Below are 13,605 nucleotides of genomic sequence, written 5' to 3' on the forward strand. Positions count from 1 at the left end.
TCGACGCTGCTGCTTAATACGGGACGGCTCATGGCGTCGAATATCGTTCGACGACCGACAAACACTATAAAAAGAGCATTCCTTTTGACTGAGCACGGAACGCAACAGCACAGGCAGGTGACGTTATCGCTGGTGGTCCCCGTTTTTAACGAGGAGGACAGCCTCGACACGTTTTTGCGGCGCATCAATGAAGTCTTCAAGACGCAGACGTTGATCGATCTTGAGTGGGTGTTCGTCAACGACGGCAGCACCGATGCCACGCTCGAACGCCTGCTCGAACATCAGCGACACGATGCACGCCTGCGCATCGTCGACCTGAGCCGCAACTTCGGCAAGGAAGCGGCGTTGTCCGCTGGTTTGCAGACCGCGACCGGGCAGATCGTGGTCCCGATCGATGTTGACTTGCAGGACCCGCCCGAAGTCATTCTGCAGATGATCGAGCGCTGGCGAGAAGGCTTTGAGGTGGTGCTCGGTCATCGCATCAGCCGTCGCAGCGACACCTGGGCCAAGCAGACGTCGGCCCACTGGTTCTATCGCTTGCACAACAAAATTGCCGAACAACCTTTACCTGAAAACGTCGGCGATTTTCGTCTGATGGATCGCTGCGTCGTCGATGCGTTGCTGACGCTGCCCGAATCCCGGCGCTTTATGAAAGGCTTGTTCGCCTGGGTCGGGTTTCGCACCACCCACGTCGATTACGAACGCCCGGAGCGCGTGGCGGGGCAGAGCAAGTTCAACGGCTGGCGCCTGTGGAATTTTGCGTTGGAAGGCATCACCAGTTTCAGCACCGAGCCGCTACGGATCTGGACGTATGTCGGCGCGCTGGTGTCGCTGGTGTCTTTTGCTTTCGCCATGTTCATTGTGGTGCGCACGCTGATTCACGGTGTCGACATGCCCGGTTATGCCTCGCTGATGGTGGCCGTGACCTTTCTCGGTGGGCTGCAATTGATCGGCATCGGAGTGCTCGGTGAGTACCTGGGCCGCACGTATATCGAATCCAAACGCCGACCGGTTTTTCTGGTGCGTCGCGTCTACGACTCCAAGGACTGATTCATGGATCTCAAGGAAACCGACATCCTCGGCGACAGCATCAACGAGCATTGGTATTACTGCTCGAAAGCCGCGGCCACCCGGCGTTTGCTGGGAGATGCAGCCATCGGCCGAATCCTCGATGTCGGCGCCGGCTCGGGGTTTTTCTCCCACCACTTGCTGACGCATACCGATGCACGCGAAGCGTGGTGCGTGGATATCAGCTATAGCGCCGACTCCAGCGCCACCACCGCCGGCAAACCTGTGCATTACCGTCGCGGGATTGAAACCATCGATGCCGATCTGGTGCTGTTGATGGACGTGCTGGAGCATGTCGATGACGACCTCGGTCTGCTCAAGATGTATGTCGATAAGGTGCCATCGGGCAGCCGCTTTCTGATGACCGTGCCGGCGTTCCAGTTCTTGTGGAGCGGGCACGATGATTTTCTCGAACACAAGCGCCGCTACACCCTGGCGCAGTTCGAAACACTGGCGCGCGCTGCCGGTTTGTCGGTGCAGCGCGGTGCGTATTATTTCGGCGCGGTGTTTCCGATTGCGGCGGCGTTGCGCTTGTTGCCGCAAGGCGCACAAACCCAGCCACCGCGTTCGCAACTCAAGCGTCATCATCCGCTGGTGAATACGTTGCTCAAGACACTTTGCAGCCTTGAATTACCGTTGATGGGTATGAACCGTCTGGCAGGTTTGAGCGTTTTTGTCCTGGCGCAAAAGCCGTGACCTCAGCTGAAAAGTCAGCGTTGATCCAGCGGGGTTTGCGTTTTGCCGTGACCGGTGTGTTTGTCACCGCGTTGCATGCGTTGGTCGCGGTGCTGTTTATCCATTTCATCAGTGCGCCGCCGCCCCTCGCCAACGGTGTGGCGTTCGCCGTGGCGACAGTGGTGTCGTATGTGATCAACACCACCTGGAGCTTCTCGGCCCGATTGCATGGGCGGACCCTGGTGCGGTTTCTGCTGGTTTCGGTCGGTGGTTTTTTTCTGGCGATGTTCGTCGCCTGGGCTGCGCAAATGGCCGGCCTCCACTATTTGCTGGGCATCGGCGCGGTGGCGCTGACGATCCCGGCATTCACCTTCGTACTGCACAACTTCTGGACGTACCGATGAGGGCATTGAACAAGCATCCGGCCCTCGCGCTACTGCCATTGTTGCTCGGTGTGCTGGCGTTTTTTCTGGTGATCGGCCCGCGCGCCCTGGATCCGCAGAACATCGCTTGGCTGAAGGACGGTGACCCGGCGACGCATTACTTGGGCTGGGTGTATTTCCGGCACTCGCCCTGGACGTTTCCGCTCGGGCTCAACCCGTCTTATGGACTGGAGTTGGGCAGTGCGATCATTTTTTCTGACTCCAATCCACTGCTGGCACTGTTGTTCAAACCGTTCAATGGCTGGTTACCGGAAACGTTCCAGTATTTCGGCTTTTGGTTGCTGGCCTGTTTTGTCCTGCAAGCGTGGTTTGCCTGGAAGCTGCTCGGACTCATCAGCGACAACCCCGTGCTGCGCCTGTTGGGCACCGGTTTGCTGGTGTTTTCGCCGCCGATGTTTGTGCGTACCGGTGGGCATCTTTCTCTGGCCGGCCACTTTCTGATCCTGGCTGCTTTGTATCTGGCCCTGCATCCGGCGCTGACGCGACGGCGACTGGCATGGGGTGCCTTGCTTGCAGCCACCGCGCTGGTGCATGCCTACCTGTTGGTCATGGTGGCTTTGATCTGGATAGCCGATCTGTTTGGCAAAGTCATGCTCGGCACTCTGACTCGTCGGCAGGGGCTGACAGAGTTCGGCAGTCTGTTTGCCCTGGTCAGCGTATGTTGCTGGCAGGCGGGTTATTTCAGCATTGTCGACGGCGCCGGTGGTGGCGGTTTCGGTTGGTATCGGATGAATCTGATATCCCTGTTCGACGCTGAGGGGTGGTCATACGTACTGCCAAGCTTCGTGACGGGCGGCGGCGACTACGAGGGCTTCAACTATTTGGGCCTTGGGGTGCTGCTGCTGGTGCCCGCCGCGGGTTTTGCCATGCTGCGCAGCAATATTCGCGTCAAGGCGTTGCTTAGCCGTTGGCCATGGCTAATGTTGGCGATGCTCGGGCTGACGGTATTTGCCTTGTCCAATCAAATTGGCCTGGGCGCTCACACGTTCAGTTATCCGCTGCCGAAAACCGTTGAGGGGCTGGCGAGTATCTTCCGTGCCTCGGGCCGGATGTTCTGGCCGGTATTCTATGCCATCGTTTTACTGGTTACGTTTCTGGTGGTGCGTGGCTATCGACCGGCGTTCGCCATGGGGCTGCTGGCGCTGGCGCTGACGACCCAGATCGTCGACACGCGAATTGCCTGGGCGGGGTTGAGAGCGACAAAAATGGTCCCGCAAACTTCGGCCTGGGCCAGCCCGATGCACGATCCGTTCTGGAACAGTGCGGCCGCTCACTACAAGAATATTCGTGCGTTGATCCCCAAAAACCAGTCGGATCAGTGGCAGGTCCTTGCCGATTTTGCCGCGGCTCATGGTTTGAAGACCGATGCAGTTTATATGGGGCGCATGAGCCCCAAGGCGCTCGAAGAGGCTCAGCGTGACGCGCAACGCCGGCTGAGTGCCGGCCAATACGAAGCCGATTCGCTATACATCCTCGACGATGATTCGCTGGACCTGGCCATCCAGAATGTTCATAGCGATACCGATCTGCTGACCCGGGTCGATGACTTTGTCGTACTGGCCCCAGGCTGGAAGCGCTGTGATCAATGTGTGGCGATGGTCGATGAGGGGCGCTCAATGTCAGCTGTTCCGTTGAGCCAGCCCGGCCTGGTGCAAGCGTTCAATCGCAAGAGCCGGCAGTTGGTCAAAGGCTGGGCCGCTCCGGAAACGTGGGGCACCTGGAGTGAAGGGCAAGACGCCGAAATCGCGCTGCGTGTGGCGCCAGATACCCGCTCGATTGTCATCGACGTGCTGGCTTTCGTCATGCCGCCCAAACTGACTCAACGGGTCATCGTCAGTGTCAATGGCGTTGAAGTCTTGTCGACTCGCCTGACGCAGGTTCAGGGCAATCTGCTGGAAATTCCGCTCAACCCGGCTGTCCGCGAAACGCTCGTCGATGGCCGGGTCGTGACGATCCAGGTGCATTTGCCCGATGCCACCAGTCCACGCAATCTGGGGTTGAACGATGATGCTCGGGTGATGGGGCTGGGGCTGAAATCGCTGACCGTTCGCTGAGGCTCGGCCGGCCGTGCAAAGGTTGATGGACGCCGGGCCCAAGGCCTTTCTACACTGCCCGTATTCCGGGGAGCAGGGGGCAATGGATGAACCGCAATGAACTACGCAAAGCCGACATCAACCTGATGGTGGTGTTCGAAACCTTGATGCTTGAACGCAATGTGACCCGGGCGGCCGAGAAGCTGTTTCTCGGCCAGCCGACCATCAGCTCGGCGCTCAACCGCTTGCGGACGATGCTCAACGATCCGCTGTTCATCCGCGTCGGCCATCGCATGGAACCGACTGCCCGTGCCGAAGATATCTTTCGCCATCTCAAGCCGGCGCTGGATTCGCTATCCGTGGCGCTGAGCCTGACCCGCGATTTCGATCCAGCGGTCAGTACCATGACTTTCCGTATCGGTCTGTCCGATGACGTCGAGTTCGGCCTGTTGCCGCCGCTATTGCGTGCACTGCGTCAGGAGGCACCCAACGTGGTGTTCGTGGTGCAACACGTCGATTACTGGCGGATTCCCGATCTGCTCGCCGCTGGCGACATTACTGTCGGCATCAGCCAGACCCGAGGTCTGCCGGCCAATGCCAAGCGCAAACTGCTGCGGCATATTCAGCCGAGCATCCTGCGTGCCGACGCCAGTGATACGCCGCTGACGCTGGATGAATATTGCGCACGTCCGCATGTGCTGGTTTCGCACACGGCCAACGTCAGTGGTTTCGCCGATGAGTGGCTGGCCGAACTCGGTCGTACTCGCCAAGTGGTGCTGTCGGTGCCGCAATACAGCGCGTTGCCGGCGCTGTTGGCGGGTACGGACCTGATCGCCAGTCTGCCGGATTACACTGCGGCGGCCATGGCCACTTCCGGATTACTGTTTAAGGAGCCGTTTCCGTTTAAAACACCGACGCTGGATTTGTCGATGGTCTGGCTCAGTCATGTGGACAGCGATCCGGCTGAGCGCTGGTTGCGTTCGCGGCTGGAGCAATTCATGAGTGAACGGCCATTGACCGCAGCCTGAGCCATGACACCGTGTAGGAGCTGCGGCACGCTGCGATCTTTTGATCTTCAAATCTCACGATCAAAAGATCGCAGCCTCGTTTCACTCGACAGTTCCTACAGGGATTGGTGATGAGCCGCATGTGCTATATGTACGACCTTTCTGCCAACTGACTGGGGATATGCAATGCCACACCTGCACATGGAATACACCGCCAACCTGCCACAGTTGAACGCCGACGTCGCGTTGATCCGCCTCAACAACACGCTGGTGGGCTCCGGTCAGTTCGCGGCGGAGTTCGATATCAAAAGTCGTGCGGTGAAAGTCGAGACCTTCAAGGTCGGTACCGCCATGGCCGAGCGCGCCTTCGTCTATGTGAAGCTGGCGCTGCTCAGCGGACGTTCGCCACAGATCAAGAAGCAGTTGTCAGAGAGCCTGTTGGCAGTCTTGCAGGAGCTGTGCGAATGGCCGGCCGGTGTCGAGGTGCAGCTGTGCGTTGAGCTGGTCGACATGGATCGCGAGTCCTACAGCAAAACCGCGATTGGCGTGTAGGACTCAGGCCGCTTCGAGTTCGCTGCACACCTTGACCACCTGCTCGCGCAACCACAGGTTGGCGCTGTCCTGATCCACGCTCTGGCTCCACTGCATGTCGAGGGTAAAGCCCGGCAAGCCGTTTGGCGCCTCACAGTGATTGAACACCGCCTCGTTGGTCAGCAAACGCTGGATACGGCGGGGCAGGGTGAGGATGAAGTCGGTCCCGGTGATCATTTTCAATGCCGCGCTGTAGCTGTTCGAGCGCGCGACGATCTGGCGCTTCTGCGCCTGCCGCGCCAGCCAGCCATCGACCATGTTGGTGGTTGACGTCCACGGTGTCGGGAACACATGCCGGCGTTCGGTAAAGGCCTGCAGACTCAAGCGCGGTTCCAGTGGCGTGGCACGTTTGTCGAAGACGCAGACCAGATCATCCTCCAGCAACATCCGTGATTTCAGGTCGGTGTGATGGCGGTGGAAGTTGGGGCCGAAGCTGATCACCAGATCGAGGCTGCCGTCGCGCAACTCATCCGCCGGGACGTCGGTCTCGAACTTGTGCATGTTGACCATCACCGGCAAATCATCGAAATCGAAACGCTTGAGCAGGCGCGGCAGGATCAGTTGCTCGAAGTATTCCGGGGCGCAGATGTTGAAGGTGACGGCTTGCTGGGTCGGGTCGAACGTGGGGGCGCCGGCGTGGCACAGGTTGATGCTTTCGAGGATCTTCTGCACATGGCCGTACATGGTGCTGGCCTTGTAGGTCGGACGCATGCCGGTGCGGGTATTGATAAACAGTTCGTCTTCGAAACTGGTGCGCAGTTTTTTCAAACAGTAACTGACGGTGGACTGGCTGACGAACAGGGTTTCTGACACGTCGGTAACGCTGCTTTGCTCATAAACAGCGATAAACACCATGAGATCCTGCATGTCGAGCTTTCGTAGCAAGTTACTGTTCAGCATCCGTTCCGTCTCGCTGTGCTCCTTGCGCTGAATCCGCGCAAACGTGTGCGAACGATCCTAACGGAACGATGGTGCCAGGACAAAGCCCTGTAGGACGTTTCACGGTCAGTTGTGGGACAGAAAGTTTTACTAACACGACGTCGCCGACAAAACCGCTGTAAGGTGGCCAGAAGCCTTTATCTCGACGAGGGAAAGTGTCGGGCGTAATGCCTGGGATCGAAGCGCCACACCATCAACAGCATCACCCCCATCACAGCGGTCAGCGACCACCATGCCCATTCGAAGCTGCCGAGTCGGTCGCGGATCACTCCAGCCATTAGCGGCGAGAGGCCAGCGATCAGGTAACCGATGCCCTGCACGAAGGCGGTCAGGCCACCGGCGCGTTGCGGGTTGTCGAGATGATCGAGCGAGACGATCAGGCTCATCGGAAACAAACCGCCAATGCCCAGCCCCAGCAGGCACGGCCACAGCAGGCTGAGCTGTTGTGGACTGAGGATCAGGCCGCAAAACCCGGCGATGATCAGCGTCAGTAACGCCATCAGAATCACGCGGCGATCCCGGCTGCGATTGGCGATAGCGGGAACCACCAGGCCGGAAATCACCTCCATGGCCGTCAGAAAACCTAACAGCAGTCCGGCGTTTTGTTCGCTCCAGCCTTTTTCCACGTAGTACGGGGCGAGCCAGGCGAGAACACAGGTGTAGGACGCTGTCCCCAAACCAAAGAAGATTGCCAGTAACCAGGCGCGGGAATTGCCTAAGAACCAATCTTTCCTCGCTGCCGCCATTTCCGTGGAGGGTTGCTGGCGGCGTTGGAACCACCAGAACACAATCGCGAGTAAAGCCAGAATCGCCCAGAAGGCCAGACCGCTGCGCCAGCTTCCGGTTTGCACCATCACCAGTGGCGCCAGCGAGGCGGCAAGCGCGGCGCCACCCATGATCGACGTGACGTACAAGCCCATGCACAGAGCGACGTTGTCGGCGAAGCGCGATTTGATCAGCGCCGGCATCAACGCCTGAATCAGTGCAATGCCGATGCCGGCCAGCACGGCGCTGGCGATCAGTTCGGCTGCCGATTCGATAAACAGTCGCGACAGCGTCGCCAGGCCAATGATCAGCAACGACAGCAATACCGTCCGTTGCTCACCCAGCCGTTGACTGATGCCAATGCCGAAAAACATCGCCAGCCCCATGGCCATCACCGGCAGCATGGTCAGCAAAGAAGCGACACTGAAGCTCAGCGGGATGTCGCCGCGAATGGCCGACAGTAGGGGGCCGACCGCCGCCATCGACGGACGCAAATTGAGCCCGACGAGAATGATGGCGAACATCAACCAGACAGCGGGGCGGGCGGTGGCGCGGAGGTTTTCCATCATCAGACCTTTGAGCGGGGCCAACGATTAGGCGCGGAACCGCTTGTGCCGGGCAAACCAGAAAATCCACGGCAGTATTTAAAAATTCGATAACCCCATTACCCCTGTGGGAGCGAGCCTGCTCGCGAAAGCGGTTTATCGGTCATCGAAATATTGCATGTGCCGGCCTTTTCGCGAGCAGGCTCGCTCCCACAATAGACAGCAGTGTTATTTTTCTGAATAAAACCTGAACCATTCTCAAATACTTCACAAGTTTCAGCGTAAAGGTATAAGCCAACTAATCATTGGCGTCTTTTTCACAAAAAATTGATGGTTGCCTGCTTAAAGTTTGTCATGCCTTAGTTAATGAAATTTTCACAATTGAATTTTCCATCATTGACCGAGGCTCGTCTTTTCAGGAATGACCCCTTCTATGTTGAAGTTAAAAGCCGTGCGCCCGGAATGGGTGACGTTGATTGCCAGTGCCTTTCTTTTACTGGGCTGCAATGTTGTGCTCTGGCAGCACCTGTTCGAGATCACCGCTGCCGATGGCAATGGCCTCGCCATGCGCTTGGCGTTCGGGGTGATGATCCTCGCCGCGTTCAACATCGTGCTGACGGTTCTGGCTTTTCGTCCGGTGCTCAAACCGCTCTTGACGCTGATATTTCTGATCAGCGCCGGTGTGGCTTATTTCATGAGCCAATATGGCGTCATGATCGATGCCGGCATGTTTCGTAACTTTGCCGAAACCAATGCCACGGAAGTGCGTGACCTGCTCTCGTGGAAGTTGTTTGCTTATATTCTGTTGCTCGGTGTTTTACCGTCCTTGTTACTGTGGAAAGTGCCAGTCAACTATCGTCGCTGGCACCGCGAGTTGATCAGCAAAGTTATTGTCAGTGTCGTTTCGGTCGCGGTGATTGGCGCGGTGGCATTGGTCAACTATCAGGGCCTGTCCTCGCTGTTTCGCAATCACCACGAAATTCGTTTGATGCTGGTGCCCAGCAACTACATCGGCGCTTCGGCCGGTTACCTGCGTGAGCAAGTGGTCTCGGCACAGCAACCGTTCATCAAGATCGGCGAAGATGCCCGGCGCAATCCCGAAGTGCAGCTTCAGCCGCGTAGATCCCTGACCGTGCTGGTCGTGGGCGAAAGCGCCCGAGCGGAGAACTTCGGCATCCTCGGTTATGACCGGGACACCACCCCGCAACTGGACAAGGAAGCCGGGTTGATCGCCTTTACCGATGTGCACTCCTGCGGTACGGAAACGGCTGTTTCGGTGCCGTGCATGTTCTCCAATATGGGCCGCAAGGATTACGACGCGAGCAAGGCGAAAAATGAAGAAGGCCTGCTCGACGTGCTCAAGCGTGCCGGCATCGATGTGATCTGGCGCGACAATCAGTCGGGCTGCAAAGGCACTTGCGATCGGGTCACTCTGCAAGATGTGAGCAACCTGAAAGATCCGGCACTGTGTGCCAACAGTGAGTGCCGTGATGAAATCCTCCTGCAAGGTCTGCAAAGTTTTATCGACCATCTGGACAAGGACACCGTGCTGGTTTTGCACCAGATGGGCAGCCATGGCCCGGAATACTTCAAGCGTTATCCGAAGGAATACGAGCACTTCACCCCTGTTTGTGAAAGTAACGCGCTGAACAATTGCAGCCGTGAAAGTATCGTCAACGGTTACGACAACACGCTGGTGTACACCGACCATGTGCTATCGAGCCTGATCGATGTATTGCGCAGCAATCAGGACAAAGTCGATACCGCCATGTTGTATCTGTCGGACCACGGCGAGTCGCTGGGCGAATACAACTTGTTCCTGCACGGTACGCCTTACATGTTGGCGCCAGAGCAACAAAAGCATGTAGCGATGCTGGCGTGGTTCAGCGACAGCTATCAAAAGGCCTATTCGGTCGATACCCATTGCCTGCAAATGAGCCGCGACAAACCGCTGAGCCAGGACAACCTGTTCCACTCGATGCTTGGCCTGCTCGAGGTCAAGAGCAAGGTCTATCAGCCGGATCTGGACATGTTTGCCGGTTGCCGTGGTGCGGTGATCGACGGCGTACTCGCCAAGGACTGAGTCCAATCGGCTCCGTCGTTCTGATACGACGGGGCTTTCTGCTTCTTTTGTCAGACTATTCTTGCTCTCTGGCAGGACATTTCGTTACAGCTCTTGCCCTTCACAGGCGCGTAAATCGCCGGTGGCGATATATACTGCGCGCCATTCTTCAAGGGAGAGCCGTGTGGCCATCGATATTCACTGGATTCGCGACAACGAAAGCCTCGCGCAGTTTTGCGCCGAGTGGCAGCAGCTGCCGTTCGTTGCCCTCGACACCGAATTCATGCGGGTCGACACCTTCTACCCGATTGCCGGCCTGTTGCAGGTCGGCGACGGCAAACGCGCCTACCTGATCGACCCGTTGACCATCAACGCCTGGCAACCGCTGGCCGCCTTGCTGGAAAACCCGGCGGTGCTCAAAGTCCTGCACGCCTGTAGCGAAGACCTCGAAGTGCTGTTGCGTCTGACCGGCAGCCTGCCGGCACCGATGTTCGACACGCAACTGGCTGCCGCTTACTTGAACCTCGGTTTCTCGATGGGCTATTCGCGGCTGGTGCAGGAAGTGCTTGGCATCGAACTGCCGAAGGGCGAGACCCGTTCCGACTGGTTGCAGCGCCCGTTGTCCGAGACGCAAATCAGCTACGCCGCCGAAGATGCCGTGCATCTGGCCGAGGTTTTCGTACAGCTGCGGCCGAAACTGTCTGACGACAAATTTGCCTGGGTATTGGAGGACGGTGCCGAACTGGTCGCCAACCTGCGCCGCGAAACCGATCCTTACGAGGTCTATCGCGAGGCCAAACTGGCGTGGAAACTGTCCCGTGCGCAGTTGGCCGTTCTGCGTGAGTTGTGCGCCTGGCGTGAAACAGAGGCCCGCGCCCGCGATCTGCCGCGCAACCGCATCGTCCGTGAGCATTCGCTGTGGCCGCTGGCCCGCACACAACCGGACAACCTTGCAGCGCTGGGCAAGATCGAAGACATGCACCCGCGTACCGTGCGTCAGGACGGCCAATTTCTGCTTGATCTGATCAAGCGCTCTGGCAGTGTGGGGCCTGATCAATGGCCGCCAGCGGTGCCGGAGCCATTGCCGATCGAAGCCGCTGCGTTGATCAAACAACTGCGCGCATTGGGTCAGGCTGAGGCCGAGCGTCTGGGTATTGCCCCGGAACTGATGCTGCGCAAGAAAACCCTCGAAGCCCTGGTCAAAAGCGGTTATCCCGAGGGTCCTTACCAATTGCCTGAGTCGTTGCGTGGCTGGCGCCGCGAACTCATGGGCCAGAAGCTGCTCGACAGCCTGGCCACCGCCGGAGAACAGCCTTGAAACGTATTTGTTCCATCTACCAAAGTTCCAAGCGCAGCGGCATGTACCTTTATGTGCTCAAAAGTGATGCGCTTGAGCGTGTGCCGGAAGCGCTGATGCTGGCGTTCGGCAAGCCGAAGCATTCCTTCGATCTGGTGCTGTCGCCCGAGCGCAAACTGGCCAGCGAGGACATCGTCGTGGTCCTGGAAAACCTCGACAAGCAGGGCTATCACCTGCAAATGCCGCCAGCCGAGGATGAGTACATCGAGCACTTGCCCGAAGAGTTGCTGCGACGCAACGACCCGGTCTGATCTGCGCGGCTCTGTTCTGAGTCTCGGTTTACCCTGGAACTGTTTTTACCGCGATGGCCGTCCGAATCCGGCGGCCATCTGCACGGTTTGCGAAAGGTTTGAAGATGCGCGTTCTGATTGCCGAACACGACCACGCGATTTACGCCCGGCTGCTGCGTCAGGCAGCGCCGGAGCTTGAAGTACTGACCAGCGGCGACTCCGCCGAGCTGGCCCGTCAGGCCGCCGATTGCCCGGTGTGGCTGGGCCAGCCGGACCTGCTTGCGACCCTGCTGCGCCAGGGCCACCAGCCACAATGGCTGCAATCGACCTGGGCCGGCATCACGCCGTTGCTCGCGGACGGTTTGCGCCGTGACTACCGTCTTACCCGCGCGGTGGGGATTTTCGGTCAGGTGATGGCTGAATACGTGCTGACCTACATCCTCGGCCATGAGCGCGAAGTGCTCGCACGACTGGTCAGCCAGGTCGAACGCAAGTGGGACCACCGCAGCGGCCAGAGCCTGGCCGGGCGCAAGGTGTTGATCGTTGGCACCGGTGATATTGGCCAGAGCGTGGCGCAGTTCCTGCTGCCATTTGGCATTGAGTTGTACGGCATCGCCAGCAGCGCCCGCGAGCAGGCGCCGTTTGTCGAGGTCGGCTCGATGGCCGATCTGCCACGGCTGGTGGGCGAAGTGGATTACGTGGTCAATCTGTTGCCGAACACCGAGCACACCCACGATATCTACGATGCGGCGCTGTTCAAGCAATTCAAACCGACCGGGTTGTTTATCAACGCCGGACGGGGTGTCGCGGTGGTTGATGCCGATCTGGTGGACGCGTTGAAGGAAGGCCATCTGGCGGGGGCGGTGATCGACGTTTGCCGTCAGGAGCCACTGCCACAGCGTCATCCGTTCTGGACCGCGTGGGGTTTGCTGCTGACCGGGCACAGCTCGGCACCGACGTCGCCGGCGCTGATGGTGCAGTTGTTTGTCGAGAACCTGAAGGCGTATCAGGCAGGTGAGGCGTTGCGCGGGGAAGTGGATTTCAACCGCGGATATTGAGTGTTCGCCGAATAAAATGTGGGAGCGAGCCTGCTCGCGAAGGGGGAGTGTCAGCCAACATCATCGTTGTCTGACACAGCGCTTTCGCGAGCAGGCTCGCTCCCACATTTGTTTTTGTGCTGGCTTAGAGGCTGAAGTCGCCTTCCGCCGCCAGTTCATCCAGCGGGCGGCGCGGGCTCGGCTCTTCACGGGCCTGCAGGTATTCAGCCAGCGTTGCCTTGTCACCGAGTTTGCCGACCGCCACGGCCGCGTGCAGCGCGTAACCTTCAGGAATATTCAGCTCTTTGCGCGTCAACTCCTGATCGAAACCAGCCATGCCGTGGGTGTGCCAGCCGCTGAGGCTCGCTTGCAGCGCCAGATGGCCCCACGCTGAACCGGTGTCGAAGGTGTGCCACAACGCTGGGGTTTCTTCCGTCGCGCCTGGTGCAGTGAAGGTGGTTTTCGAAATCACGATCACCAGCGCCGATGCGTGCTGCGCCCAGCTACGGTTGAATTCATTGAGCAGACCCAGATAACGCTCCCAGTTCGGCGTATCGCGACGCGCATAGAGGAAACGCCACGGCTGCGAGTTATACGCCGAAGGCGCCCAGCGCGCGGCTTCGAAGAAGCTCAGCAGGGTTTCTTCCGGGATCGCTTCGCCAGTGAAGGCGCGCGGCGACCAGCGTTCGGTGAATTGCGGGTGAATGGCGTAATCGGCAACGCGAGGGTTGGCACTCATGGAGAGATTCCTTGCTACGGTTGATTCAGGGATTTGAATGAAAACCCGGCGAGATCAGTTGCGCTGAACGATGGGGTTTTCCGAGCCTGAGGGTTCACCACAATGCAACGCGGT

At 58.7% G+C, this 13,605-nt stretch carries 13 protein-coding genes; 10 read left to right on the plus strand and 3 right to left on the minus strand.

Annotated features, from left to right (window positions below):
* Window positions 1-84: 84 nt before the first annotated feature.
* From HU718_RS08060 to HU718_RS08085, 6 genes are all read left to right on the plus strand, one after another.
* Window positions 85-1,050 (plus strand): glycosyltransferase family 2 protein, encoded by a 966-nt coding sequence (locus HU718_RS08060; protein WP_186612697.1) that lies wholly within the window; start codon window positions 85-87, stop codon window positions 1,048-1,050.
* A gap of 3 nt (window positions 1,051-1,053) precedes the next feature.
* On the plus strand, window positions 1,054-1,764 hold the full coding sequence (locus HU718_RS08065; RefSeq protein WP_102900267.1) for a class I SAM-dependent methyltransferase: 711 nt from the start codon (window positions 1,054-1,056) through the stop codon (window positions 1,762-1,764).
* Window positions 1,761-2,147, plus strand: coding sequence for a GtrA family protein (locus HU718_RS08070; protein WP_095119099.1), 387 nt, complete (start codon window positions 1,761-1,763; stop codon window positions 2,145-2,147). Before HU718_RS08065 ends, HU718_RS08070 begins: the two co-directional genes overlap by 4 nt.
* Window positions 2,144-4,240, plus strand: coding sequence for a DUF6311 domain-containing protein (locus tag HU718_RS08075; RefSeq protein WP_186612699.1), 2,097 nt, complete (start codon window positions 2,144-2,146; stop codon window positions 4,238-4,240). The genes HU718_RS08070 and HU718_RS08075 overlap by 4 nt, the downstream gene beginning before the upstream one ends.
* 86 nt (window positions 4,241-4,326) lie before the next feature.
* Window positions 4,327-5,247, plus strand: a complete 921-nt coding sequence (locus HU718_RS08080; protein WP_077571542.1) for a LysR substrate-binding domain-containing protein — start codon at window positions 4,327-4,329, stop codon at window positions 5,245-5,247.
* 165 nt (window positions 5,248-5,412) lie between these two features.
* On the plus strand, window positions 5,413-5,778 hold the full coding sequence (locus tag HU718_RS08085; protein ID WP_150730356.1) for a 5-carboxymethyl-2-hydroxymuconate Delta-isomerase: 366 nt from the start codon (window positions 5,413-5,415) through the stop codon (window positions 5,776-5,778).
* A gap of 3 nt (window positions 5,779-5,781) precedes the next feature.
* Here HU718_RS08085 and HU718_RS08090 read toward each other — a convergent pair whose 3' ends face one another.
* Both HU718_RS08090 and HU718_RS08095 read right to left on the minus strand, forming a co-directional pair.
* On the minus strand, window positions 5,782-6,717 hold the full coding sequence (locus HU718_RS08090) for a LysR family transcriptional regulator (protein ID WP_034153164.1): 936 nt from the start codon (window positions 6,715-6,717) through the stop codon (window positions 5,782-5,784).
* A gap of 176 nt (window positions 6,718-6,893) precedes the next feature.
* Window positions 6,894-8,087: a cyanate transporter gene (locus HU718_RS08095; protein ID WP_150730357.1), complete on the minus strand. Its 1,194-nt coding sequence runs from the start codon at window positions 8,085-8,087 to the stop codon at window positions 6,894-6,896.
* Window positions 8,088-8,499: 412 nt separating this feature from the next.
* Here HU718_RS08095 and HU718_RS08100 point away from each other — a divergent pair, with 412 nt between their 5' ends.
* From HU718_RS08100 to HU718_RS08115, 4 genes are all read left to right on the plus strand, one after another.
* Complete coding sequence (locus HU718_RS08100; protein WP_186612701.1) at window positions 8,500-10,149, plus strand: phosphoethanolamine transferase; 1,650 nt, start codon at window positions 8,500-8,502, stop codon at window positions 10,147-10,149.
* Between the two features lie 163 nt (window positions 10,150-10,312).
* Window positions 10,313-11,446, plus strand: coding sequence for a ribonuclease D (gene rnd / locus HU718_RS08105; protein ID WP_186612703.1), 1,134 nt, complete (start codon window positions 10,313-10,315; stop codon window positions 11,444-11,446).
* Window positions 11,443-11,736 carry a YcgL domain-containing protein gene (locus HU718_RS08110; RefSeq protein WP_007911350.1) on the plus strand — a complete coding sequence of 98 codons (294 nt, stop codon included), beginning with the start codon at window positions 11,443-11,445 and terminating at the stop codon, window positions 11,734-11,736. Before rnd ends, HU718_RS08110 begins: the two co-directional genes overlap by 4 nt.
* A gap of 104 nt (window positions 11,737-11,840) precedes the next feature.
* The gene (locus tag HU718_RS08115; protein ID WP_110720068.1) at window positions 11,841-12,773 is read left to right on the plus strand and encodes a D-2-hydroxyacid dehydrogenase; all 933 of its coding nucleotides are present in this window, start codon (window positions 11,841-11,843) and stop codon (window positions 12,771-12,773) included.
* Window positions 12,774-12,897: 124 nt separating this feature from the next.
* Here the strand turns inward: HU718_RS08115 and HU718_RS08120 are convergent, their stop codons facing one another.
* Window positions 12,898-13,491 carry a nitroreductase family protein gene (locus HU718_RS08120; RefSeq protein ID WP_186612705.1) on the minus strand — a complete coding sequence of 198 codons (594 nt, stop codon included), beginning with the start codon at window positions 13,489-13,491 and terminating at the stop codon, window positions 12,898-12,900.
* Window positions 13,492-13,605: the final 114 nt, after the last annotated feature.

The organism is Pseudomonas tensinigenes (genome assembly GCF_014268445.2).
Lineage (GTDB): Bacteria > Pseudomonadota > Gammaproteobacteria > Pseudomonadales > Pseudomonadaceae > Aquipseudomonas > Aquipseudomonas tensinigenes.

Coding starts and splice junctions, on each gene's coding strand:
- HU718_RS08095 (WP_150730357.1), bottom strand. CDS start 8,087: ATGGAAAACCTCCGCGCCACCGCCCGCCCCGCTGTCTGGTTGATGTTC.
- HU718_RS08120 (WP_186612705.1), bottom strand. CDS start 13,491: ATGAGTGCCAACCCTCGCGTTGCCGATTACGCCATTCACCCGCAATTC.
- HU718_RS08065 (WP_102900267.1), top strand. CDS start 1,054: ATGGATCTCAAGGAAACCGACATCCTCGGCGACAGCATCAACGAGCAT.
- HU718_RS08115 (WP_110720068.1), top strand. CDS start 11,841: ATGCGCGTTCTGATTGCCGAACACGACCACGCGATTTACGCCCGGCTG.
- HU718_RS08100 (WP_186612701.1), top strand. CDS start 8,500: ATGTTGAAGTTAAAAGCCGTGCGCCCGGAATGGGTGACGTTGATTGCC.
- HU718_RS08090 (WP_034153164.1), bottom strand. CDS start 6,717: ATGCTGAACAGTAACTTGCTACGAAAGCTCGACATGCAGGATCTCATG.
- HU718_RS08080 (WP_077571542.1), top strand. CDS start 4,327: ATGAACCGCAATGAACTACGCAAAGCCGACATCAACCTGATGGTGGTG.
- HU718_RS08075 (WP_186612699.1), top strand. CDS start 2,144: ATGAGGGCATTGAACAAGCATCCGGCCCTCGCGCTACTGCCATTGTTG.
- HU718_RS08085 (WP_150730356.1), top strand. CDS start 5,413: ATGCCACACCTGCACATGGAATACACCGCCAACCTGCCACAGTTGAAC.